General features: G+C 71.2%; 22 protein-coding genes, 1 tRNA gene and 1 other RNA gene. 12 read left to right on the top strand and 12 right to left on the bottom strand.

Annotation, left to right across the window (positions count from 1 at the left end):
* Window positions 1-6: 6 nt before the first annotated feature.
* Window positions 7-103, bottom strand: an RNA gene (gene ffs, locus ACFUTX_RS02880) — signal recognition particle sRNA small type.
* 150 nt (window positions 104-253) lie between these two features.
* Here ffs and ACFUTX_RS02875 point away from each other — a divergent pair.
* The 6 genes from ACFUTX_RS02875 (at window position 254) to ACFUTX_RS02850 (ending at window position 7,585) form a co-directional block, all read left to right on the top strand.
* A complete protein-coding gene (locus tag ACFUTX_RS02875) occupies window positions 254-1,258 on the top strand; it encodes an AAA family ATPase (protein ID WP_378860680.1) in 1,005 nt (334 codons plus the stop codon).
* Between the two features lie 7 nt (window positions 1,259-1,265).
* Entirely contained in the window at window positions 1,266-2,513 is a 1,248-nt protein-coding gene (locus tag ACFUTX_RS02870) for a DUF58 domain-containing protein (RefSeq protein ID WP_378860679.1), read from the top strand.
* Window positions 2,500-4,773: a transglutaminaseTgpA domain-containing protein gene (locus ACFUTX_RS02865; protein WP_378860678.1), complete on the top strand. Its 2,274-nt coding sequence runs from the start codon at window positions 2,500-2,502 to the stop codon at window positions 4,771-4,773. Before ACFUTX_RS02870 ends, ACFUTX_RS02865 begins: the two co-directional genes overlap by 14 nt.
* A 27-nt stretch (window positions 4,774-4,800) precedes the next feature.
* Window positions 4,801-4,885: transfer RNA gene (locus ACFUTX_RS02860), tRNA-Ser, on the top strand.
* A gap of 332 nt (window positions 4,886-5,217) precedes the next feature.
* Window positions 5,218-7,074 (top strand): PA domain-containing protein, encoded by a 1,857-nt coding sequence (locus tag ACFUTX_RS02855; protein WP_378860677.1) that lies wholly within the window; start codon window positions 5,218-5,220, stop codon window positions 7,072-7,074.
* Between the two features lie 175 nt (window positions 7,075-7,249).
* Window positions 7,250-7,585: a hypothetical protein gene (locus ACFUTX_RS02850; protein ID WP_378860676.1), complete on the top strand. Its 336-nt coding sequence runs from the start codon at window positions 7,250-7,252 to the stop codon at window positions 7,583-7,585.
* A gap of 105 nt (window positions 7,586-7,690) precedes the next feature.
* On the opposite strand, the gene ACFUTX_RS02845 is transcribed toward ACFUTX_RS02850, so the two are convergent.
* Window positions 7,691-8,398, bottom strand: a complete 708-nt coding sequence (locus ACFUTX_RS02845) for a VIT family protein (RefSeq protein ID WP_378860675.1) — start codon at window positions 8,396-8,398, stop codon at window positions 7,691-7,693.
* 92 nt (window positions 8,399-8,490) lie between these two features.
* On the opposite strand from ACFUTX_RS02845, the gene ACFUTX_RS02840 reads away from it, so the two are divergent.
* Both ACFUTX_RS02840 and ACFUTX_RS02835 read left to right on the top strand, forming a co-directional pair.
* Window positions 8,491-8,961 carry a hypothetical protein gene (locus tag ACFUTX_RS02840; RefSeq protein WP_378860674.1) on the top strand — a complete coding sequence of 157 codons (471 nt, stop codon included), beginning with the start codon at window positions 8,491-8,493 and terminating at the stop codon, window positions 8,959-8,961.
* A gap of 128 nt (window positions 8,962-9,089) precedes the next feature.
* Window positions 9,090-9,659, top strand: coding sequence for an NADPH-dependent FMN reductase (locus tag ACFUTX_RS02835; protein ID WP_378860673.1), 570 nt, complete (start codon window positions 9,090-9,092; stop codon window positions 9,657-9,659).
* A 15-nt stretch (window positions 9,660-9,674) separates the two neighbouring features.
* Here ACFUTX_RS02835 and ACFUTX_RS02830 read toward each other — a convergent pair whose 3' ends face one another.
* The 4 genes from ACFUTX_RS02830 to ACFUTX_RS02815 form a co-directional block, all read right to left on the bottom strand.
* Entirely contained in the window at window positions 9,675-10,853 is a 1,179-nt protein-coding gene (locus tag ACFUTX_RS02830; protein WP_378860672.1) for a glutamate--cysteine ligase, read from the bottom strand.
* Window positions 10,854-10,994: 141 nt separating this feature from the next.
* Window positions 10,995-12,380 carry an amidase gene (locus tag ACFUTX_RS02825; protein WP_378860671.1) on the bottom strand — a complete coding sequence of 462 codons (1,386 nt, stop codon included), beginning with the start codon at window positions 12,378-12,380 and terminating at the stop codon, window positions 10,995-10,997.
* A complete protein-coding gene (locus tag ACFUTX_RS02820; protein ID WP_378861049.1) occupies window positions 12,377-12,865 on the bottom strand; it encodes a bifunctional nuclease family protein in 489 nt (162 codons plus the stop codon). The genes ACFUTX_RS02825 and ACFUTX_RS02820 overlap by 4 nt, the downstream gene beginning before the upstream one ends.
* A 164-nt stretch (window positions 12,866-13,029) precedes the next feature.
* The gene (locus ACFUTX_RS02815) at window positions 13,030-13,983 is read right to left on the bottom strand and encodes an aldo/keto reductase (RefSeq protein ID WP_378860670.1); all 954 of its coding nucleotides are present in this window, start codon (window positions 13,981-13,983) and stop codon (window positions 13,030-13,032) included.
* A gap of 130 nt (window positions 13,984-14,113) precedes the next feature.
* On the opposite strand from ACFUTX_RS02815, the gene ACFUTX_RS02810 reads away from it, so the two are divergent.
* Window positions 14,114-15,154 (top strand): LLM class flavin-dependent oxidoreductase, encoded by a 1,041-nt coding sequence (locus ACFUTX_RS02810; RefSeq protein ID WP_378860669.1) that lies wholly within the window; start codon window positions 14,114-14,116, stop codon window positions 15,152-15,154.
* An 85-nt stretch (window positions 15,155-15,239) separates the two neighbouring features.
* Here ACFUTX_RS02810 and ACFUTX_RS02805 read toward each other — a convergent pair whose 3' ends face one another.
* The 4 genes from ACFUTX_RS02805 to ACFUTX_RS02790 are packed head-to-tail and all read right to left on the bottom strand — an operon-like array spanning window position 15,240 to window position 18,009.
* Window positions 15,240-15,602: a bleomycin resistance protein gene (locus ACFUTX_RS02805; protein ID WP_378860668.1), complete on the bottom strand. Its 363-nt coding sequence runs from the start codon at window positions 15,600-15,602 to the stop codon at window positions 15,240-15,242.
* A 32-nt stretch (window positions 15,603-15,634) separates the two neighbouring features.
* Window positions 15,635-16,741, bottom strand: a complete 1,107-nt coding sequence (locus tag ACFUTX_RS02800) for a DNA glycosylase AlkZ-like family protein (RefSeq protein WP_378860667.1) — start codon at window positions 16,739-16,741, stop codon at window positions 15,635-15,637.
* A 43-nt stretch (window positions 16,742-16,784) separates the two neighbouring features.
* Window positions 16,785-17,231 carry a hypothetical protein gene (locus ACFUTX_RS02795; RefSeq protein WP_378860666.1) on the bottom strand — a complete coding sequence of 149 codons (447 nt, stop codon included), beginning with the start codon at window positions 17,229-17,231 and terminating at the stop codon, window positions 16,785-16,787.
* Window positions 17,232-17,268: 37 nt separating this feature from the next.
* Window positions 17,269-18,009 carry an NUDIX hydrolase gene (locus ACFUTX_RS02790; protein WP_378860665.1) on the bottom strand — a complete coding sequence of 247 codons (741 nt, stop codon included), beginning with the start codon at window positions 18,007-18,009 and terminating at the stop codon, window positions 17,269-17,271.
* A 106-nt stretch (window positions 18,010-18,115) separates the two neighbouring features.
* Here ACFUTX_RS02790 and ACFUTX_RS02785 point away from each other — a divergent pair, with 106 nt between their 5' ends.
* The 3 genes from ACFUTX_RS02785 to ACFUTX_RS02775 all read left to right on the top strand — a co-directional run bounded on the left by ACFUTX_RS02785 (window position 18,116) and on the right by ACFUTX_RS02775 (window position 21,285).
* Window positions 18,116-18,694, top strand: coding sequence for a DUF2510 domain-containing protein (locus ACFUTX_RS02785; protein ID WP_378860664.1), 579 nt, complete (start codon window positions 18,116-18,118; stop codon window positions 18,692-18,694).
* Between the two features lie 252 nt (window positions 18,695-18,946).
* Window positions 18,947-19,864 (top strand): lytic transglycosylase domain-containing protein, encoded by a 918-nt coding sequence (locus ACFUTX_RS02780; protein ID WP_378860663.1) that lies wholly within the window; start codon window positions 18,947-18,949, stop codon window positions 19,862-19,864.
* 152 nt (window positions 19,865-20,016) lie between these two features.
* Window positions 20,017-21,285 carry a DUF222 domain-containing protein gene (locus tag ACFUTX_RS02775; protein WP_378860662.1) on the top strand — a complete coding sequence of 423 codons (1,269 nt, stop codon included), beginning with the start codon at window positions 20,017-20,019 and terminating at the stop codon, window positions 21,283-21,285.
* Between the two features lie 59 nt (window positions 21,286-21,344).
* Here ACFUTX_RS02775 and ACFUTX_RS02770 read toward each other — a convergent pair whose 3' ends face one another.
* Both ACFUTX_RS02770 and ACFUTX_RS02765 read right to left on the bottom strand, forming a co-directional pair.
* Window positions 21,345-21,899 carry an NYN domain-containing protein gene (locus ACFUTX_RS02770; protein ID WP_378860661.1) on the bottom strand — a complete coding sequence of 185 codons (555 nt, stop codon included), beginning with the start codon at window positions 21,897-21,899 and terminating at the stop codon, window positions 21,345-21,347.
* Between the two features lie 495 nt (window positions 21,900-22,394).
* A complete protein-coding gene (locus ACFUTX_RS02765) occupies window positions 22,395-23,012 on the bottom strand; it encodes a hypothetical protein (RefSeq protein ID WP_378860660.1) in 618 nt (205 codons plus the stop codon).
* Window positions 23,013-23,014: the final 2 nt, after the last annotated feature.

The raw sequence follows: 23,014 nt of genomic DNA, 5'->3' as shown, positions 1-23,014 counted from the left end.
GGGGAAAAGTAAGACTCTCCGCGAACCCGGCAGAGCCTGGTTACCCTTGCTACGTTTCCGTCCTGGGGGAGTTGGCCTGGATGCCGCCTCGCGGAGAGCTGACATCAGTCTACCCGGGTCGGCGGGTGCCTCTGCACCCAGCGTTCTCCCAGACCCGCCGCCGGTCCCCCGGTATTACGATCGACGGGTGGGCGCGCGACGGGGCCGCGCACGGACTGACCCGCCCGAACGGGGCCGGTCGAGGGAGGTCGCGATGGTCGATGCCGCGGTAACCGAATCCACGAGCGCGTCGACGGCCGAGGGATTCGCCCGCACGACCGATGCGATCCTCGCGTCCGTCGGAAGCGTGATCGACGGCAAGCCGGACGCCGTCCGCAGCGCCCTCGTCTGCCTGCTCGCCGAGGGGCACCTCCTGATCGAGGACGTGCCGGGCGTCGGCAAGACGATGCTCGCGCGCGCTCTGGCGGCGTCGGTGGACGCCACGGTGCGGCGCATCCAGTTCACTCCCGATCTGCTCCCCGGCGACGTGACCGGCGTGAGCGTCTTCAACCCCGTCGAGCGCGAGTTCGAGTTCAAGCAGGGCGCCATCTTCGCCAACATCGTGATCGCCGACGAGATCAACCGCTCGTCGCCGAAGACGCAGTCCGCGCTGCTCGAGGCGATGGAGGAGGGTCAGGTCACCGTCGACGGACGCACGCACCCGCTCCCCGCGCCGTTCCTCGTCGTCGCCACGCAGAACCCGCTCGAGATGGAAGGCACCTACGCGCTGCCCGAGGCTCAGCGCGACCGCTTCATGATGCGGATCTCGATGGGCTACCCCGACCAAAGGTCGGAGGCGCTCATGCTCCGCCAGCGCGACACGCTCAATCCGCTCGACCGGCTCGAGGCTGTGGTGTCCGCCGACCAGGTTCTCGAGCTCATCGCCTGGGCGCGCGCCGTGCACGTCGCTCCGACGATCGAGGACTACGCGGTCGCCCTCGCGCACGCCACGCGGACCCACTCCGACCTGAGGCTCGGCGCAAGCCCCCGGGCGACCCTGCAGCTCGTCCGGGCGGCCAAGGTGTGGGCGGCGCTCGACGGACGCGGATTCGTCATCCCCGACGACGTCACCGCCCTTCTGGCACCCGTCTTCGCGCACCGGCTGATCCCCACGCGGTCCGCCGGCGGGGCGCGGGCCCGGGGCGCCGCCGACGCGGTGACCACCATCCTGGAGCGCATCGCCGGCAGCGTGCGCGTTCCCATCGCCGCGCGCCAGTGAGCCCGCGATGAGACGCCTGTGGCCGCTGACCGTGCGAGGCACGGGCGCCCTCATCCTGGCCGTCGGCTGCTTCGTCACGGCGAACGAGTTCGGCATCGCGGAGCTGGTGTACTTCGGCATCCTCCTCGTCGCCGTCATCGTCGCCGCGGTCGCCTCGCTGTACCTCTCGCGCCGCTCCGACGTGGTCACGCGGTCGCTGATGCCCGACGTGGCGGCCGTGGGTCGGGAGTCGATGGTCCGGGTGACGGTCGGCGTGCGGACCGCGCTTCCCACGCCGCCGGGCGTCTGGCACGACACGCTGCCGAAGGGCCTCCGCGGCACGGCCGAGGGGGTGTTCCCGGCGCTCGGCTCGGGTCTGCGTCGCGCCGAGAGGGTCGTGCAGCTCGGTTACACGGTGACCGGCGTCCGCCGCGGTGTGCACGCGATCGGGCCGCTGGCCGTGCGCTCGACCGACCCGTTCGGTCTGGCCCGGCGTCAGACGCTGTTCGGCGAGCGCACGTCGGTCACGGTGGCTCCGGCGCTGGTCGATCTGCCCGCGCTGACGGACTTCGCCGGCGAGACGGGCGGGACGCTGCACACGACGACGAATCAGCTCGGGCAGGGCGCCGACAACCTCGTGGCCCGGCCGTACTCCCCCGGCGACTCGATGCGGCGGATCCATTGGCGCGCGACGGCGCACCGCGACGAGCTCATGGTGCGGCAGGAGGAGCAGGAGTCCACGCCGGAGGCGAGCGTCGTGCTCGACCGCGGGGTGCTGCGGTGGTCGACGGAGGCCATGCACGAGCCGGGCGCCGATCCGGGATTCGAGGCGGCGGTGTCGGCCTGCGTGTCGGCGGTCGCGCGGCTCGTGCACGACGGCTACGCCGTGGAAGTGCTCGACAGCGACGGCACCGTGCTGGCCGAGCGGATCGACGGGGGCGACATGGCCGCCGTCGAGGCGCTGCTCACCCACTTCGCCACGCTCGCCGCCCGGCGCGACGATTCGCTCGCGCGCCTGACACGACTCTTCACGGGCGTCATGACGGGGCCGGTGATCGTCATCGTCGGCCGGTTCGACGCGTCCGATGCCGCCGCGATCGCGCCGGTGGTGCACCACAGCACGCTGCCGATGCTCTTCGCCGTCTCGCCGGTCGGGGACGCGCTCGACCGGGCCGCCGACCACGGGTGGCGCGTGGGGATCATCGACCCCGACGGCGACCTCGCCCAGGCCTGGGGGAACGCCGTGGCACGTGGGGTGAGTCATGTCGTCGCCTGACGGCGCCGAGCGCGGCGCGCGGCGCGGCGGGGAGTGGCTGCTGACCCTCTCCCTGCTGGCCGCCCTGCTCGCGGCGCTGATGCCGGTTCTGCGCGTGGTGAAGCCCGGCGGCTGGCTGCTGGGCTCGGTCGCGATCGCCACCGCGGTCCTGGCCGCCGGCTACGTCGCCCGGCGGTTCCGGCTTCCGGCCGTGGCGGTGAGCCTGGCCGAAGCGGGCGTGTGGGTCGTCTTCATGACCGTCGTGTTCCTGCGCGGCACGGCGCTGCTGTGGGTGGTCCCGACGCCGGAGACGCTCCGCGCCGTGCCCCCGCTCGTCGACGACGCGGTCGACCAGATCGTGTTCGGCGCCGCCCCGCTGGACGACAGCACCGCCCTCGCCTTCATCATCGTCGGCTCGATGGGACTGCTCGCCCTGATCGTCGACCACGTGGTGATCACCGCGCGGATGCCGCTGCTCGCGTCCATCGGGATCGTCGCGGTCTCGCTCATCCCGGCGATCGCGGTGCCCCGCGAGGTCGATGTGGTGGCTTTCGTCTTCCTCGCGGTCGCGATCCTGTTCCTGCTGCGCACCGAGACGCGTTCCCGGGAGCGTCCGCTCGAGCGCGACGCGGAGCGCACCGCGGGGGTTCCGGCGACGGCGCTCGGCATCGGGGCGATCGCGGTGGTCGTCACGATCGTCGCCACTCCGCTGCTCCCCCAGCCCACCGCTCGGCCGGCGACGGGTCTGGGACCGGGGCCGGGCATCGATGCGACGCTCCAGTTGGGCGACGACCTCCGCCGCCCCGAGGAGGTGGAGGTGCTGCGGGTGCGCACCGATGCGCCGTCGCCGCCCTACCTGCGGGCGACGACGCTGTCGCGTTTCGAAGGCGGCGTGTGGGAGCCCGACCGGGTCCGGACCGTGCCCATCGACAGCGACCTGGGACTGGGGCGAGTGACGGTCGGACCCGATGTCCGCGTCACTGAGTACACCACCTCGGTCGAGGTGATGAACCTCGCGTCGATCTGGCTGCCCGTCTCGTACCCGGCCGTCGAGGTGTCGGGGCTGGACGGCCGGTGGGCCGCCGTCCCCTACAACCGCACCGTGATCTCCCAGTCCGGCACGACCCAAGGTCAGAACTACGAGGTGCTGTCGAACCAGCCGCGGCCGACGCTCGAGCAGATCCGCTCATACAACGCGGGCGGCCCCGAGTTGCGTGACGAGACGACCCAACTGCCCGAGGACACCCCCGAGATCATCACGGAGCTCGCCGCCGAGGTGACGGCGGGCGCAACCAACGACTACGACCGGCTGATCGCGCTGCAGCGGTGGTTCCGCGGCGGCGAGTTCCGGTATTCGCTGGAAGCACCGGTCGAGGACGGGTTCGACGGCAGCGGCGCCGAAGCGGTGGCGCAGTTCCTCGAGCAGCGGGAAGGCTACTGCGTGCACTTCGCCTCCGCTTTCGCGCTCATGGCGCGCAGCCTTCACATGCCGACCCGCATCGTGGTCGGCTATCTTCCCGGCGTCGCGACCACCGACGTGCTGGAGGAGCAGACCGTCTACACGGTGTCTAGCTCGCTGCTCCACGCGTGGCCGGAGGTGTTCTTCGACAACGTGGGCTGGGTGTCGTTCGAGCCGACGGCGGGACTCGGCGTGCCGACGTCGTTCTCGCCGGCGTCGACGGTGCCCGGCGAGACCGACGATCCGAGCACGGCGACGCCCGGCGCCACCCCGACCCCGACGTCGACGGGCGGTGCCGACCCGGACAGCGGGCTGAACCCGCGCGACGAGACGCTGCCGGGCACCGCCATCACCTCGGCGAACCCGCTGCCGGCCCTCGGCGTCGTGCTGCTGGTGGTCCTGGTGCTGGCTCTGCCGTTCCTGGCGAGGGAGCTGCGGCGTCGGCAGCTCACGCTCGCCGCGCGCTCCGGCGATGCGGCCTCGGCGTGGACGATGGTGCAGGATGCCGCGATCGACGTCGGCATCACGGTGCCGGCGAGCGAGAGCCCTCGCGCCTTCGCGCAGCGTCTCATCGATCGCCACGGCGTCTCGGCGGACGACATGTATGCGCTGGTGGTGGCGATCGAGCGCGCCTCGTATGCGCCGTCGGGAGGCCGCGACTACTGGATCGGTGACGCGGCGACGGATGCTGCGGCATCCGTTCGCTCGCAGCTCGTGGCGAGCGCCCCGGTGTCGCGCCGGATCCTGTCGGTGATCGCTCCGCGGTCGCTCATCGTGCGGCCGGGAAGCGTGTACGCGGGAGGGGTGCCGGCGACCAGGTAGGATGGCCTGTGGCCCTTCGGGGCTGCTGGAGGATTCGCCTAGTGGCCTATGGCGCACGCTTGGAAAGCGTGTTGGGTGCAAGCCCTCAGGGGTTCGAATCCCCTATCCTCCGCGATGAGAAACGGCGTCGCCCCGCAGGGGTGGCGCCGTTTCTCATCTTGACGGGCAGCGCGATTCGAGGAGGAGGCCCGCTCCGCGGGCCGACGGAGTCCCCTATCCTCCGCGATGTGTGAAGGGCCGTCCCGCAGGGGCGGCCCTTCACACATCATTGGGCAGAGCGATTCGAGGAGGAGGCCCGCTCCGCGGGCCGACGGAGTCCTCTCGCCTCCGCGGCATCGACATGATCGTGCCCGGACGCGCCTAGCCACCCGCGATGCGCTGTGTTTCAATACCCGGAAGGCAACCGGGGCCCTGCCATCAACCCACACGAAGGAGTTTGATGTCATGAGATTCTCGCGCGCCGGTGCCGTCATGGCGGCCACCGCCACAGTGCTCGTCCTCGCCGCCAGTCCAGCCCTCGCACACGACGACGTCGACGGGGTCGACGACGGAGTTCTCGATTCGGGCAAAGAGACCCACAACCACCACTCCGGCCAGCAGCACGGCGAGGAGGAGGGCCATCTGCCGGCGTCCGACGCCAACGTCGACCTCATCGGGCGACTCGATCTGTTCGCCGATGGAGAAGAGCCCGGCCGCATCGCGGACGTCTCGGCGTACGGCGACTACGCGTATCTCACGGCCTTCTGGGAACCCGAATGCGACCGCGGCGGCGTGTACGTGGTCGACATCTCCGACCCCGCGGCTCCGGAGCTGGTCACGCTGATCCCGAGCCACCGCGGCACGTTCAGCGGCGAAGGTTCGCAGGTGATCCACCTCGAGACCCGGTACTTCTCGGGTGAGGTGCTGGCCTACCAGAACGAGATCTGCCCCGGCGACACCAAGGGCGTCGGCGGCGTGACCCTCGTCGATGTCACCGACCCCACCAAACCCAAGAAGCTTGTCGAGGGCGCGGGCGACTTCTCAGTAGCGGGCAAGGCGCAGACGAAGGCGAACGAGACCCACTCCGTCCGGATGTGGACGGACGGAGGTCGCGCCTACGCCGTGCTCGTCGACGACCTCGAGGACACCGACATCGACATCCTCGACATCACCAACCCGTCGAAGCCGAAGCTCATCTCCGAGACCTCCCTCGACGAGCAGACGGCCCAGCCGCTGGGAGACGTCCACGGCGACGCGGTGTTCCTCCACGACATGGTGGTGGAGGAGATCGACGGCGTCATGACGATGCTCGTGTCGTACTGGGACGGCGGCTACGCCAAGCTGAACGTCGAGAACCCGGCGAACCCCACGTTCATCTCCGACACCGACTTCGCCGCGGATGATCCGGTGCGCCTGCAGGTCGACGGCCAGTCCATCACCCCGGAGGGCAACGCCCACCAGGCTGAGTTCACAAACGACGGCGAGTACTTCATCGCCACGGACGAGGACTTCGACCCGTACCGGGTGGTGGCGACGATGGCCGACGGCACCGAGTTCACCGCGATCCAGGGCTCGGACGTGCCGCAGATCGACCCGGGGACCGACCTGGCCGGAGAGACGCGGTTCGTCGGGCTGGCGTGCGACGCGGCATCCGTCCCCGCTCCCGGCACCGCGACCATCGCGGTCATCGAACGCGGCGTCTGCGACTTCAGCGTGAAGGTACAGGCCGTCGAGGCGGCCGGCTACGAGGGCGCCATCGTGTTCAACCGCACCGGTGAGGACGGCTGCGAGGCGCTCGTCTCGATGCTCGTCGATGCAGAGATCCCGGCCGTGTTCGTCTCACGGACCGACGGATTCCGCATCCTGACCGGCGGACTGCCCGCCGACTACACGTGCGAGGCGTCGGGTGCGGGCACGGCCGTGCCCACTCCTGTCGGCGGCACCGGCCAGTCGGTGGACATCTCCGCCGTGTTCGACGGGTGGGGCTACGTGCATCTGTTCGACGCCGAAACGATGCAGGACGTCGACCAGTACTGGGTGCCCGAGAGCCAGTCCGCCGCGTATGCGTCGGACTTCGGCGACCTGTCGGTCCATGAGGTGGCCACCGACCCTGATGAGGAGCTCGCGTACATCTCGTACTACGCGGCCGGCTTCCGCGTGCTCAGCTACGCGGGCGGACAGCTGACCGAGGTGGGTCACTTCATCGACGAGGGCGGCAACAACTTCTGGGGCGTCGAGGTGCATCAGCACCCGGACGGCGAGGAGTACGTGCTGGCTTCCGATCGCGACAGCGGGCTATACATCTTCCAGTACGCCCCGTAAGCGGGACGGGGCGGGCGGATGCTGCGGCAACCGTTCGCCCCGCTCTCCGGGCCCTGCGCGTTTGTCTCTCGACACCGCTCAGGGCCCGATGTATGCTCACCGGCAAGTGAGGCGCAGCCTGGGGGGATGCGCGCCGATGCGGATTCCCCTGCGCCCAGATCCTGGGGAGGGTCCGATGAAGAATCCGCTGAAGAAGGCCGCCGCGGTCGCGGCCGTCGTGGCATGTACGGTGCTCGGGGGCGCCGGCGCGGCGCAGGCGACGTACGGGTGGGATCAGCCGGCGACTCCGGCCGGAAACCACGAGTCGACCTGGGGTGAGAACTGCCACAAGATCGAGTTCGGCGATGGCGTGAAGACCTACACGCTGGAATCGGGCTACTACTCGGTGGTCGTGGTGAAGGCCGGTCGCACCAACACGGTGTACGAAGGCTTCTGGGGCGGTGACGTCTCATCCCTGTCGGGCAAGGACATCAGCCACATCATCTACTGCCCGTCGCCCTACGGGTCCTGACGAGCTCGACGCGTCCCCCGGACCGGTCCCCGCGGATCGTTCCGGGGGACGCCTCTTTTCGCGGGACCGAGGCGCGCAGGGACCGACGCGAGGACGCGGCATCCGTCACGCGATTCCGGTCGTGCCGAGCAGGGCTCCGATGGCGAACGTGGCCGCGAGCGCGATCGCACCGCCGACGACGACGCGCAGGGTCGCGCGCGGGACCGCGCTTCCTCCGATGCGCGCGCCGAGCGCTCCCGTCAGCGCGAGCGCGATCAGCACCACGACGAAGGTGACCGGGATCCGCACGGGGGCCGGCAGCAGGATCGTCGCGAACGGGAGGATGCCTCCGGCGAGGAAGGCGACCGCCGACGCGAAGGCCGCCCGCCACGGGCTCACGAGATCGTCGGGGTCGATGTTGAGCTCCATGGAAAGGTGCGCGCGGAGGGCGTCGCGCTCGGTCAGCTCCACGGCCACGCGGTGGGCGGTCTCCTCGCTCAGCCCCTGCGCGCGATAGAGAGACGTGAGCTCTTCCAGCTCCTGCTCGGGCATCGTGCGCAGCTCTTCGCGCTCCTTGGCGATGAGCGCCTTCTCACTGTCGCTCTGGCTGCTCACCGACACGTACTCCCCGAGCGCCATCGACAGCGCCCCGCCGACGAGCGCGGCGGCGCTCGCGGGGACGATCGCAGCGAGATCCGGGGTCGCCGCCGCGACGCCCACCGCGATGGCGGCGACCGAGACGATGCCGTCGTTGGCGCCGAGGACACCGGCGCGAAGCCAGTTCAGCTTGCCGGCGATTCCCGCGACGTGGGGTTCTGCGTCGTGCGTGCTCACGCCCCCACGCTAGGGCCGCCCGGCGCCGGACGGAACAATGCCATCGACGGGAACCCGCCGCGGGGGGTACCCTCCGTCACGGAAGGAGCATCGTGAAGAAGCGACGGGCACCCCAGCCGATCGGCGACGACGAGCTGATCGCGCGCTACGCGCACGTCCTGGGCAACGTCCCGGTCAGCGTCGCCGATCGCGCCTACGCGGCGGCGTTCGCGAAACTCGTTCCCTCGCAGCGTGAGGCGCTCGTCGAGGAGCTGAGTCGCGAACTGCCGGTCGCACCGCCGGCCGAGGCATCCGCCGATCCTCAGGCCTTCGCGGTGCTGATGCGAGACCTGTACGCCCGTGCGGCATTCGTGCACCTGCGCGGGGCCGCGGCCTTCGCCGCCGAGTTCGTCACGAGTCCGCCGGTCGTGGCCTACTTCACCACGGGGACGGGCTCCGTCTCGATCGACCAGCAGCCGCCCTGGCTTCAGGAGCTCGCTCATCATGAGACGGCGCCTCTCGACGCCGGGCGGATGCACCATCGTCGCGGGGTCGACACGAACGGCATCGCGCCGGCCGGTTGATCGGCGCTCACCCGACGCGGCCCCCTGGGGCCTGTTGCCGGGGTGGGAGGGGCTCGCGGCGCCACCGCAAGCCCCTCGCCGATCGCGTGCGCGCGGCGGAGCCTGGTGCGAAAGATCGGAGGCCGCTCATGGCTCAAAGAAGGGTCGGCTATTTCGTCGGCAGTCTGTCGTCCACCTCGATCAACCGCACGCTCTCCAGAGCGCTGATCCGGGTCGCGCCGCCGGCGCTCGAGTTCACCGAGATCCCCATCGGCTCGCTCCCCCTGTACAGCCCCGACTTCGACGCCGACTATCCGCCCGAAGCGCTCGCGCTCAAGGCGGCGATCGCGGAATCGGATGCCGTGCTGTTCGTCACCCCGGAGTACAACCGCTCCATTCCCGGCGCTCTGAAGAACGCGATCGACTGGGCGTCCCGGCCGTGGGGACAGAACTCGTTCGACCACATCCCCGCCGCGGTCATCGGGGCGTCCATCGGCTCGATCGGGACGGCCGTCGCGCAGCAGAGCCTGCGGGGCGTGCTCAGCTTCTGCAACGCCCGTCAGATGACCGCTCCCGAGGCGTACATCCACTTCTCCGACGACGTGTTCTCGAGCGACGGCGAGGTGAAGGTGGAGTCGACGGCGACGTTCCTGCGCGAGTACATGAGCGAGTTCCACGACCACATCGAGCGGGTGCTCACGGTGCTGCCCCGGTCCTGAGCGGCGGGGGCCGGGTCACGCAGCGAACGGCGGGGCGACGGTGCGGGCGGCGGCGTCCCGCACCACGCCCTCGGCCGATCCTGCTGCGGCCATCGCCCGCCGTTGCAGATCGGCTCCCGTGCCGCGGCGCAGGATGTCCCCGACGCCCGCCCGCACCCGCGCGGCCTCCGCCGGGCTGGCGAAGCCGAGCTTGACGTGGTCGAGCAGCGCGGCGACCGCTTCTACGGCGGGGCGCGGGGTGAGCGTGACCGGGTGCAGCAGTTCGCCCGTGACGCCGCCCCTGCTGGCGAGCCACGAACTCAGCCGCAGCACCGTCGTGGGGGTGTCGTCGAAGGGCACGCCCGCCGCCCACTCCTGGGCGGCGGTCTCGACGAGCGCGCGTACCAGAGCCGCGAGCACGGCGGCGTCCTCGGGAACGAGACAGACATCGGCGATGCGGATCTCGACCGTCGGGACGTGATGGGAGAGCCGCGCGTCGAAGTAGATCATGCCCGGGTCCAGGGCGACCCCGGTCGCGACCATCTGAGCCACCATCTCGTCGTACGCCGCGACGGATCCGAACGGATCGTACGGACCCGCGCTGGGCCAGCGCCCCCAAGCCTGATAGCGGTAGCTGGCGAAGGCTGAGTCGACGCCCCGCCAGAAGGGCGAGTTGGCGCTGACCGCGAGCAGGACGGGAAGCCAAGGGCGGATGCGGTCCAAGATCGCCACCCCTTCGTGACGGGACCGCACGTCGACGTGCACGTGGAACCCGCACGTCAGCTGCTCGACCATCGTCAGCCCGAAGCGCTCCGACATCCGCTCGTAGCGGGCGTCGGAGATCAGATGGGTCTCGCACAGGACGGGCGCGGTGGCGAGCGCGACGGCTCTCGCGCCGACCTCGCGTGCGGCTGCGTCGGCGGCGCGACGCCCGTCGACGACCGTCTGCAGGATCTGGTCGAACGTGAGGACAGGGCGGCTCACCACCTCGATCTGCTCACCCTTCACCTCACGCTCGAGGAGCGTGCCCGACGGCGTGCAGACGCGCGAGGTCGTCGGCCCCACGATGGCGTCGGCCGAGGCGACCGGCTCGAACGTCACGGCATCGAAGAGGAGAAGCTCCTCCTCGATGCCCACGAGGCGCGTCGGCGTGCGGCCGCGCGCCGGAACGAGCGAGAGTCCCTCGAAACCCGAGGGGATGACGTCCGTTGTCATCGCACTGCCCCCTTCCGCGGCCCCGATGCCGTCATCACGGGTGTGACCGGGGGCCGGGCCTGGGCGAGGCATCCCGATTCCCCCCATTGTCGTCGCAGCGCGCCGGTTCGGCCAGCGGTCCGCCTGAGAGTTCGCCGGGCCTCAGTCTCCGGACAGCACCTCGCCCGCCGGGCCCGTCGCATCGCGAGCGGCGGCGAGCGCGAGCCGGTCGCCGTGCATCGGGCCGATCAGCTGCACCCCGATCGGGACGCCGCCGCTGTCGAGCCCGGCGGGCACGGCCACCGCGGGGAGCCCGAGGAAGTTCACCGCGACGGTGAGCCGCAGGTCGCGCCAGGCGGCGGTCGCGGCATCCTGACCCCCGAGGTCGAAGTCGATCGGCGGCACCCTCGAGGTCCACACCGGACCGAGCACGACGGGGTGCTCGACCTGGAATCTACGCCACTCCGCGGCGATGACGGCTCGCTCGGCCCATGCCGCGGCGTATTCGGCGGCGGTCTCATACGGCCGCGCGGCCGCGGTGCTGTCGCGGAGGAAGCGTGTGGCCGATGCGCCGAGCGGCACGGGCAGCACGCCCGGGCCGAGGGTCAGCAGCATGTCGGTGCACGCCAGGCGCCGCCACAGCACCGCGGCGTCCTCCAGGCGCGGAGGCTCGACGTGATCGATCCGCCATCCGGCCGCCTGCAGCCGTGAGGCGGTGGAATCGACGGATGCCGCGACCTCCGGGTCGACGCCCCACCCGAGGGGATCGCGCACGACCGCCACGCGACGAGGAGCCGCCCAGGACGGCTCGCGCGGGAGGTCGAGCGACACGGGATCGTCGGCATCCGGCCCCGCGATCGCCTCGAAGACAGTCTCGACGTCGTCGACCGAGGTGCCGAGGACGCCGTTGACCGAGAACTGCTGGAGCGTGAGGGCGACCGGGATGTCGCGCACGGCGGCTCGCGGCACACGTCCGACCGACGGGCGCAGCCCGAACAGGCCGTTCGCCGCGGCCGGGATGCGGATCGACCCGCCGAAATCGTTGCCCAGCCCGAATGCGGACATGCCCGTTGCGACCGCGACGGCGTCGCCGCCGCTCGAGCCCCCGGCCGTGCGCGCGGGATCGAAGGGATTGAAGGTGCGGCCGAAGAGGTCGTTGTCGGTGTCGAACCGCATGCCGAAGTCGGGCATGTTGCCGCGACCGATCGGGATCGCGCCCGCCCGGCGCAGTCGTCGCACGATGGTCGCGTCGGCCTCGGGAACGGCGTCGACGGCGCCCCGCCACCCCTGGGTGGTCGCCGACCAGGTGAGGTCGATGTTCTCCTTGACCGAGAACGGCACGCCGGCGAGCGGTCCGGGGTCATCGCCGCGGGCGACGATCTCGTCGATCCGGGCCGCCTCGGCGCGTGCCCGGTCGGCGAACACCACGGCCAGTGCCCGCAGCCGCGGGTTCGCGTCGCGGACGCGGGCGAGGTGCGCCTCGACGATGTCGACGGCGGACGCCGCGCCCGAGCGCACCGCCCCGGCGATCCCGGTCGCCGACGTCACCCCTCGAAGTCCTCGGGCTCGACGTCGTCGAGGAACCTCTTGAACTCGTCGAGCCGCTCCGACGCGTCCGTCTCGGTCAGCACGTCGGGGACGCCCGCCTCGTCCATCACCGCTTCGGCGACCCAGATGCCGGTGCCCGTCCGGGAGGCGAGCGCGACGGCGTCCGAGGGTCGCGCATCCACGGTCAGCGGCCGTCCGCCCGCCACCAGCGTGATCTCGGCGTAGAACGTGCCGTCGTCGATGCGAGTGATCTCGACCCGGGTCACCTCGGCGCCGAGCGTCTCGAGCATCGACCGCATCAGGTCGTGCGCGAGGGGGCGCGGCACCGCCGCCTGCTCGACGGCGACCAGGATGGACGTCGCCTCGAGCTGGCCGATCCAGATCGGAAGCACCATCCCGTCGCCGGGCAGCTGGTCGATGGGCTTCAAGAGCAGAACGTGCTGGCCCGACGCGTCGAGCGCGACACCCGCGACCCGCACCTGCATGGTCACCGCCTCCTCGCTCCGCTCAACCCCGCGCCGCAACGCGGCCTTCAGCCATCGTAGGCACGCCGACCGCTGTCGGGTCGGGCAACCGCGCTCCCCGTACGTGATCTGCGGGAATCAGCCTCCGACGACGGCTCTCGGGCCTCCGTCCGGAAGAAGCAGCGTCAGACGGAGGTCGGCGTCCACTCCGACACGCGCGTGAGCTCGGCGACCTCGTCGGCCGACAGCTCGGTGCGGGCGCCGTCGAGCAGGTCGGCGACCTGTGCCACGCGCGAGGCGCTCGCGATCGGCGCGGCGACCGTGTGCTGCGCCTTCAGCCAGGCGAGGGCGGCCGCGGCGATCGACACGTCGTGGGCGCGACCGATGCCCTCGAGCGCGTCGATGATCGCCAGGCCCTGCGACGTGGCGTACTGCGCGGCGGCGCCGGCACGCGGCGACGACTGGGCCGAGGCATCCGTCGACCGGTACTTGCCGGTGAGGAACCCCTTCGCGAGCGAGAAGTACGGCACCAGGCTCAGGTCGAACTGCTGCGCGACCGGGATGATGCTCTCCTCCACCTCGTTGCGGTGCACCAGGTTGTAGTGCGGCTGGATCGCGACCGGTCGTGCCACGCCCAGCTCGTCGGCGATGCGGAGCCACTCGCGGATGCGCTCGGCGCTGTAGTTCGACACCGCGGTGTATCGCACGAGTCCGTCGGTCACGAGGGCCCCGAATGCGGCAACGGTCTCTTCGAGCGGCACCGACTCGTCGTCGAAGTGCGCGTAGTAGAGGTCGATCGCCTCGACTCCGAGACGGGAGACGGATGCCTCGGCCGCCGCCCGCACGTTCGCGGCGGCCAGGCCGGAGAACTGCGGGTGCTGGCTGACCTTCGTCGCTACGACGAATCCTTCGGGCCGGCGGGAGGCGAGCCATTCGCCGATGATCGTCTCGCTCTCGCCGCCCGAGTTGCCGTCGACCCAGGCGCTGTAGGAGTCGGCCGTGTCGACGAAGTCGCCGCCGCCGCCGTGGAAGGCGTCGAGGATCGCGAACGACTCGTCACGGTCGGCGGTCCAGCCGAACACGTTGCCGCCGAGCGAGAGGGGAAGGACGTCGAGGGAGCTGGTTCCGATGCGGGTCATGCTCCGACGCAACCACGACGGCCGCCGGGGGAATTCCCGGCGTGACGAAGAATGACGGCACTCCAGGGCCCGAGGACAACCGGCGTCCATGCACCGGAATGGATGCCGCGGGCGTACCGTTGCACTCGACATGCAGCGTTTCGGAACCCTCTCGTTCGGACACTACGGACCCCTCGGCGGCGGCCATCAGCTGAGCGCCGGCGACTCCATGCTGCAGGCGATCGACCTCGCCCAGGGCATGGACGAACTCGGCGTCGACGGCGTCTACTTCCGCGTCCACCACTTCGCTCGGCAGCAGTCCTCGCCGATGCCCCTGCTCGCGGCGATCGCCGCGAAGACCTCGCGCATCGAGGTCGGCACCGGCGTCATCGACATGCGCTACGAGAACCCTCTGTACCTCGCCGAGGAGGCGGCATCCGTCGACCTCATCTCGGGTGGACGGCTCGCGCTCGGCGTGAGCCGTGGGTCACCCGAGACCGTGGTCCGCGGCTACGAGGCGTTCGGGTACACGGGGTCGGCCGATCCCCGCGGCGCCGATCTGGCGCGTGAGCACTTCGACCTGTTCCTGCGCGCCATCGACGGCGAAGGGCTGGCGGAACGGGATGCCTCGTCCCCGTTCGGCGGCGGCACCGGCCTGCAGCGGATCGAGCCCCACTCCCCCGGGCTGCGCTCGCGCGTGTGGTGGGGCGCCGGCAACCGCGACTCCGCCGAATGGGCGGGGCGCGTCGGCGTGAACCTCATGTCGTCCACGCTCCTGACGTCCGCCGACGGCCGGCCGTTCGACATCCTGCAGGCCGAGCAGATCGACGCCTTCCGCGCTGCGTGGCGCGCGGCGGGGCATCCGGGTGAGCCGCGCGTGTCGGTGAGCCGGTCGATCTTCCCGCTCATGACCGCCGAGGACCACCTCTACTTCGGGGGCCGTCAGGACGGCGACCAGATCGGCATCATCGACGGCATGCGGTCCACCTTCGGGAAGACGTATGCGGCCGAGCCCGACGTGCTGATCGAGCAGCTGCAGAACGACGCGGCGATCGCGTCGGCCGACACGCTCATGCTGACGATTCCCAGCCAGCTCGGCGTGGCGTTCAACCTGCGTGTCGTCGAGGCCTTCGCCACCCACGTCGCTCCGGCGCTGGGGTGGACCGGTCGGGTGCCGGCCGGCTCGCGCTGAGGGACTCAGCGGCGGGGTCGATGACGCCTCGACTCAGCCGGCGTCCTCGATCAGACGGTCACTCGGGTTGAATCGACGCCTCGACTCAGCCGGCGTCCTCGATCAAATGTAACTGCGTGCCGTCGGGGTCGATGAGGTATCCGGCGCGCTGACCCCACTCCTGCAGCGCCACGGGGATGAGGCGCGGGATGCCAATCGTCTGCTCGGGCACGCCGCTCTCACGCACGGCGGCGTACAGCGAGTCGAGGTCGCCGACGCGCACCGACGCCATGAACCAGCTCTCGTACGGGTCGTGTTCCGGGGCGAGGAAGAACTCCAGCACGATGCCCCCGCGGGACAGGATCAGCCATCCGCCGTCGCGGTAGGTCGGCGTGAACCCGAAGCCGCCGTAGAAGCCGATGGTCGCGTCGAAGTCGCGGGACGGGAGGTTCGGCACCGAGCGGTCCATGGTGAGAATCTACGACAGCGTCCCCGCGAGGACTACGGGAGACCCGCCACGGGGACGCCGAGCCACTCGCCGAGCTCGGCGATCTCTGACCGCACGATGTCGTGCTCCTCGTCGTCGAAGGGGAGGAACTCGTGCACGGCGTTGACGCGCACGACGCCGTTCTTCTTGTCGAGCTCGGCGTCGAGCATCCCGACGAAGCGGTCTCCCATCAGGATCGGGTGCGCGAAGTACCCGTAGACGCGCTCGTTCGCCGGCTTGAACTGCTCGAGCACGTAGTCGAACCCGAACACCTCGCTGAGGCGCGGCCGGTCGACGAGCATCGGATCGTAGGGGTTCAGGAATGCGACGCGCCCGCCGTCGTCGTCGCGTCGAAGCGCGGCGATCGCCTCGGGGTCGACCCGGAAGGTCCAGCTGCTGCCCTCGACTTTCGCGGGCTCTCCCGCCTCGCCCACGCGCGACCATGCCGATCGGTGCTTGGCGATGCCCACCGCCTGCAGGCGCCGCTCGGCGAGGCGCCGCTCCGCCTCTTCCGGGGCGATCTCGGGAAGGTCCTGCGGATAGACCCGCTCGGCGAGGTCCCAGCGGCGATGACGTCCCTCCCTCCCGACGATCGCCACCAGCCCCTGCCTGCTCAGGAAGTCCAGCATGTGCGGCACCTGGTTCTTACCGGACCAGCCGTCGGGGGCCCGGTCGACCTGCGCGGTGTCGGGGATGTCGCTTGCCAGCAGGGGCCCCTCGGCCCGAAGTCTGGCGAGCACGTCGGCCTTGAATCGGGCATTCGCCTCGAGCCACTGCCTGCTGCTCTCCCGCTGCGGCCACTGCTGCATCGCGGGCATCATCAGCGGCAGGACGCTCATCGGGCGGAAGGCGCCGTCGAACTCGAAGAGGAGCCGGTCGACCTCGACGACCTTCTGCAGCTGCCCGGGCTCGTACGACCAGCCGATGCGCGACCACAGCACGGTGTGCTCGCACGGCGCGATGGTGGCGGTCGGATCGATCTTGACGTACCCGAGCTGCTCAGCCACCTCGACGACGTCGCCGGGGCGATCGGCGTCGAGCAGCTGCGCGCGCACCGCGATGCGGCGCGCTTCGTCGCGGGTGAGCCGGTGGGTCACCCGCTCGACGCTAGTGCACGACATCGACACCCGGGGAGGGACGCGCGTCCCGATCGGGGTGCGGCGGTCACGGCGTGAGCGCGTCGAGGGCGTCCCGCCACAGCTCGCGCAGTCGACGGTTGGGCTCGGCCGCCACACGATTACCGGAGCGGAACTGGAACCGCCACGCCACCTCGGGCACCACGACCTCGAGCACGTCCCGCGGCACCCGGTCGGCCTCGCTGACCAGTTCGGTGAATTCGACGTCGACGAAGTTCGCCGTCCGGCGGGGGTCCGCGAAATGCACGTCCTCGTAGGGTCGGGTCAGCACCGTTCCGTGGCCGATGAGCCCGTACGAGCCGCCCTGGCGCAGCAGCCACGCGTCGGTGCCCGGCTCGACCTCGCGACGGGCACCCACCGACCACTGCGTGACGTGCGGGCGGCCGTCGCGCACCTCGGCGACGACACCCGCGTAGGTGCCCGGCCATTCGTCCCAGAGGCCGGGGTTCCAGCCCATGATGATGCCCTCGTCCATCGTTCCAGCCTAGGAACCGCGCAGAGCACCGGCTCCGTCAGCCCGAGGAGGAGCGCCCCGACCGCGCCTCCGACTCGTCGAACCCGGCGCCCTCGAGCGGCAGCTCGCGCTGTGCGTCCCAGGGCTCGGTCCATCCGAGTCGATCGAACAGTCCCGAGAGGATCATGCCCGTGAAGCCCCACACGAGGTGGTGGTGGCCGTGGTCGCTCGGCACCAGGAATCCCGGCCCTCGCCAGGTCTGACCGTCTCGGCGGATGACCGTCGACCCCCGGTTGGCGGGGTCGAGCAGGTCGGCGACCGGGGCTCGGAACACCGCGGCCGACTCGGCTTCGTCGACCACGCGGACGGGGGACGGATGCCGCCACCACCCGAGCACCGGGGTGACCAGGTGCTGCGAATACACCAGCGGGATCTTGTCGAGGGTGCCCAGGACGTCGACCCCGGACGGGTCGAGACCGGTCTCCTCGCTGGCCTCGCGGAGCGCGGCCGCCACCGGACCCGCGTCGGTGGGATCGACCCGGCCGCCCGGGAAGGCGACCTGTCCGGCGTGCGACCGGAGCGTCGAGGCTCGCGCGAGGAGCAGAACGTCGAGGTCGCGCGACACCGCCCGCGCCTGCGCCTCGTGATCGCTCGCTCGGTCATCGAGCACCCCGAAGAGGATGAGGACGGCGGCCGGCCTGCCTTCGGCCTGCCCAGGAATGAACGGGCGGTCGTCCGCGGCCTCGACGAGCGCAGCGAGCTGAGCCCGCGCACCGCGGGGGGAGGTGTCGGCACGCATTCGCTCAGGCTACGCCGTCCCCGCGACATCGCGGCGCGCGATGCGCGGTCGGGCCGAGGGCGCCGCCGTGCTGGCCGCAGTCGGGAGCTCGAACTACCCTCGTCGCATGGGCACGCAGCCGGCCGCAGGGTGGTACGACGACGGCACCGGGCGCCAGCGCTGGTGGGACGGCAGCAGGTGGAGCGAGGACTACATCGACCTGCGAGACTCGCGCACCGAGCTGCACACGGGCGCGGCGCCCGTCGGCACCGGCACCGCCGGGCCGGGCTGGTACGACGACCAGCGCGGGCGGCAGCGGTGGTGGGACGGCACACGCTGGACCGCGTCGGTCCGCTACAGCGGGAGCGAGCAGGAGTTCGCCGGGCTCGTCATCGACGGGCGGTGGGTGCATTTCGGCGACCTGAGCCAGCCGGTCGGCGGGGTCGCGGCATCCGTCGACACGGGCGATGCGCTGCTTCGCAACCCGGCGTTCACGCGCACCGCCGTCGAACGACGGCTCTTCGGGCCGGGCGGCCCGATCACACCTCGCACCCTGAACCGCGCCGTCGCCCGGCAGCTGCTCTACGTCGTCGTGAGCGGCCCCGGGGGCGTGTGGATGACCCCGGTTCCGGCGGGTCAGGATGCCGCGGCACGGCGGTTCGCGGGGTGGGTCACGGCGAGCGCCGAGCATTACAGATTCGGCTGAATCGGCCGGTCTGCAGCGTGGTCATAGGCCTCGCCGACGAGCAGGGGCACACATATAACGCTCAGGTAACGCACCGGAACCGTCCAGGCCCGCTGTGCAGACTCGGGGACTTGTGCCCGCCCGGCGGGCGCGTCACGGCGCCGCCCGAACTGGCGCACACACGATACGGAACCGGTTTTCTTCATGCGCTCCAGCACTTCTCCCGTCCTTACTCGCCGCGCCCGCACCACCCGCCGCCGAACCCGGCGACGCGTGACCATCGCCACCGCGAGCCTCGCGGTCGGCCTGCTGGCCACCGGCGCCGCGGTCTCGTCGCCCGTTTCGTTCGCCGAGGCATCCGCCCCCGCCGGCGGCTTCGCGCTCGCCTCGTTCACCACACCCAACGAGCCCGTCGCGGTCGTGCAGGAGGACGGCACCGACGACATCTCGACCGCCGCCCGCGACGCCCTGGATGGCGCCGACACCGTCATCGCGGCTGCCGCGGATGTCACCGCCGACGTCAAGGCGTCGGGGCTCGACCTCGGCGACGCGCCGACGACCGTCGACACCTCCGCTCTCGGCGCAGCCGCCGAGCGCCTCTCGGGCGGTCTCGATCTTCCCGCTCCGCTCGTGCCCGACCTGACCGACGACGTCACGGCGCTGATCACCGCGGTCAAGGCCGATGTCGCCGACCTCCGCGCGAGCCTCGCCGCGGCGAAGCAGAAGAAGGCCGAAGCAGAGGCCGCCGCGAAGGCGAAGCGCGAAGCAGAGGCGCGCGCCGCGGCCGAAGCCGCTGCGGCAGCCGAGGCGGAAGCGTCCGCCGGCGCTGCTGCCGGTGGCGGCGCGGCGCCCGCTCCGGTGCCCGCGGCGCCCGCGGTCGGCGGTGGCCCCGGCGAAGCCCAGGCGATCGCGCAGGGCATGCTCGCGAGCTACGGCTGGGGCGGCGACCAGTTCTCGTGCCTGGTGGCGCTGTGGAACAAGGAGTCTGGCTGGAACTACGCCGCCTACAACGCCTCCAGCGGCGCGTACGGCATCCCGCAGGCACTCCCCGGCAGCAAGATGGCCACGGCCGGCGCCGACTGGCAGACCAACCCGGCGACGCAGATCAGCTGGGGTCTCGGCTACATCGCCGGTCGCTACGGCTCGCCGTGCGGCGCCTGGTCGCACTCGCAGTCGGTCGGCTGGTACTGACCCTCATTTCGTTCGTCGCGCGAAGGCCTCGGGATCTCCCGGGGCCTTCGTGCTTGTGTTTGGTGAGGCGGATGCCGCGGGCCGGCGCGCACGTCATCCACAAGGCCACGCGATGAGGCGTGAGTGTCGTACATATGTTCTAAAGTAGTGGCATGCTGATCGTAGGAGACGATCCGGTTCCGATACCGGATGCGCTCGACCTGGTGGTCGAGGCGGCCCACATGTCGGCGATCATCGCGGCGCAGCGACTGGAGCGGGTGCATGCGATGCGCCGCGAGGCGCTGAGCGAGGCCGAGAGGTTCGGGCGGCAGCTGACGCCGGTCGTCGAGCGGGGCATCCGCCTCGAACTGGCCGCCGCGCTGCGGATCACCGAGCACGCCGCCGGCGAGATGATCGCCCTCGCAGAAGCGCTGGTCGAGCGCTATCCGAGCGTGCTCGACGCGCTGGGCGCGGCACGCGTGACCGAGAAGCACGCCCAGATCCTCGGTTCCGCGCTCGATGCCGTAGCGCCCGGGCTCCGGGCGGACCTCCTCCCCCGCGCGCTCGAAGAGGCCCAGACGCAACCTGTCGGAACGTTCCGGCGTCGGCTGCAGGCGATGATCTCCCGCGCACGGGCGGCCTCCCTCGACCTGCGGCACGAACAGGCGCTCGCCGGGCGTCGGGTGATCGTCGAGCACGTCGACGACGGCATGGCGTGGCTGCACGCGCTCATCCCCGCCGTCGAGGCGCACGCGATCCACTCCCGGGTGACCGCGATGGCGAAGGTCATCACGGCGCAGCCCGACGAGCAGCGAACCCTCGATCAGACGCGCGCCGACGTGCTCTGCGATCTCCTCATCGAGGGCCGGACCGACGCCCACCCCGCCGCGGCGCAGGGGATCCGTGCCACGGTCGCCGTCACCGTGCCGGCGCTGGCGCTGCTCGATGAAGACGACCGCCAGCGTGACGAGAAGGGTTCGGCTCCGGCGACGGTGGAGGGCATCGGTCCCATCCCGCTCGGACGGGCTCGCGAGCTGTGCGGAGCAGCCGACGGGTGGATGCGCGTCCTCACGAATCCCGAGACAGGGGCCGTGCTGTCCGTCGGTCGGGATCAGTATCGTCCGCCGCCCTCGTTACGGCGACTCATCCGCTGGCGCTCCGAGCGGTGCATGGCGCCCGGATGCGGCATCCCCGCCGCGCGATGCGAGATCGACCACACCGTCGCGTGGGACGACGGCGGCGAGACATCGCTTTCGAACACCGCCCCGCTGTGCCGGGGCCACCACATGGTGAAGCACCACGGCGGCTGGAGCGTCGAGCAGGTTCCCGACAGCGGCGGCGACCTGCTGTGGACCTCTCCCGCGGGTCGGCGCTACCTCGTTCGGCCAGAGCGCCCGGTGCCGGTGTTCCGGCCGTCGGATGCCTCGGATGCGCCGTTCTAGGCGGGGCGCGGGCGCGACCGACGGCCCGAGTTCGCCCGCCTCGGGAAGGGGCCGTCCGGTCAGCGCAGGAACGCCGCCGGATCGAACTCCTCGATCGGGATCACCCGCACGCGAGGCAGGGGTGCGTCGAAGGCGTCGGCGTCGTATTCGAGGTCGAACAGCTCGACACCGGGCAGCGACGAGAACTCGCTGCTGCGGAACTCGTGGAACGCGAGCACGGCCACGCGCCGCGTTCCGTCGGCGACACGCCCCAGGTCTTCGACGAAATCACGGTCGTGGCTGACGAGTGCGACATCGTCCTGTCGGTCGGCCAGCGCGCGAAGTGTGCGCTGGATCGCGATGTCGACCACCTTCTCGTCGGCAGGGCCCGACAGCGGCACCGGCTGATACCCGAGCGCCAGGAGCGCCTGCACGAACGGCATCGGGAGGTGCGAACTGGCGTTGAGGAAGAAGAGACCGTGGGCCGGCTGGCCCCACCTCTCGGCGACGAACGTCAGGAGACGATCCCACCGCGGTCGCTCGTCCGGCTGGGGACGCCTGCCGAGGATCGAGCCACCCAGCGTCGCGTCGATGTTCTCCCCATCGACCAGCACCCAACTCCTGCGTTCGGCCACAGCAACTCCCGCTCGTTCGTCACGGCGCCAGATGGGCTCGTGCGATCCCGACGGTATCAGTCCCGCCTGGCCGGGCCGCGGCATCCGGCCCCGCGCTCCCCGCCCGCCGGACACAGTGATGGCCCCGGGCGGGTGCCCGCCCGCCGGGGCCATCGCGCTGTATCGGGAGTATGTGACCGGACCCGAAACCGATCCTCAACCGCACCGCGCCTCACTGCTCTGCAAGCGTATGCCGAGCCTGGCATCCACCACTTCCGCTTGACATCCGGGCCCCTTCCTTGCTAGAGATCCGTGCCCCGCGTCAAGAAGGCGACGGACCGCCGTTCGCCCTCGCCCGGCCCGATAGGCGCCCGCCCTTCCGCGCACGCCGATGCGCGGCATCCGCTCTTGCTGTCGAACGGATGCCGCGCACCTCAACGTTGTCGCGCGCCCGCGGCGCAAGCGCTCACCGGACGGGCGCACCGAGCACCAGGCGCGTCCGCACCGGCACAGGCCTCACGCTTCGCGAAGAGCGCGAGCGTCGGTACCGCCGGACTCGCGCGGCTTCACCGCGCGCAGGATCGCTCCCCCGGCCGCGAACGCCAGCACCCCGCCCAGCACCCAGGGGCCGGCGACGATGATCGGATCCATCCACGTGTGCTTCTGGTCGACGCGGCCCGGGCGCGTCCGCGACGACACCGGACGCCGGCCACGCTCCCCGAGGATCCCGGTCTCGGTGATCGGGTTGTCGGGGCGAAGGCTCACCAGCGAACGGAGATGCGCACCGGTCGCCTCGACGCGGTCGCCCGCGACCAGCAGCAGCCAGTGCGCGGCCTGACCCTCGCTGTACTTGTCGTAGGCATAGCGGCGGATCGCACCCGACACGCCATGCAGCGGCTGTGCCGTTCCGAATACGGGCGTGAGCCGCTGATGCTCGACGGACCGCTCGCGGTAGGAGCCGTTCAGCGGCTGCTCCTCGGGGAAGTCCCAGTGCGCACCGGTCTCGATGCCCGGCTGCTCGCGCGGGAAGCTGGGACGGTCGGCCGGATCGGAGTCGGCGCCCCACCCGGGGATACGGGAACGGAGTGCCTCGAAGTCGGGGGCGAGGCCGGGCTTTTCTGCGGTGTACGGCATGT

Source organism: Microbacterium sp. NPDC057407, assembly GCF_042803895.1.
Lineage (GTDB): Bacteria > Actinomycetota > Actinomycetes > Actinomycetales > Microbacteriaceae > Microbacterium.
This window is presented reverse-complemented; position numbering and strand designations above follow the sequence as displayed.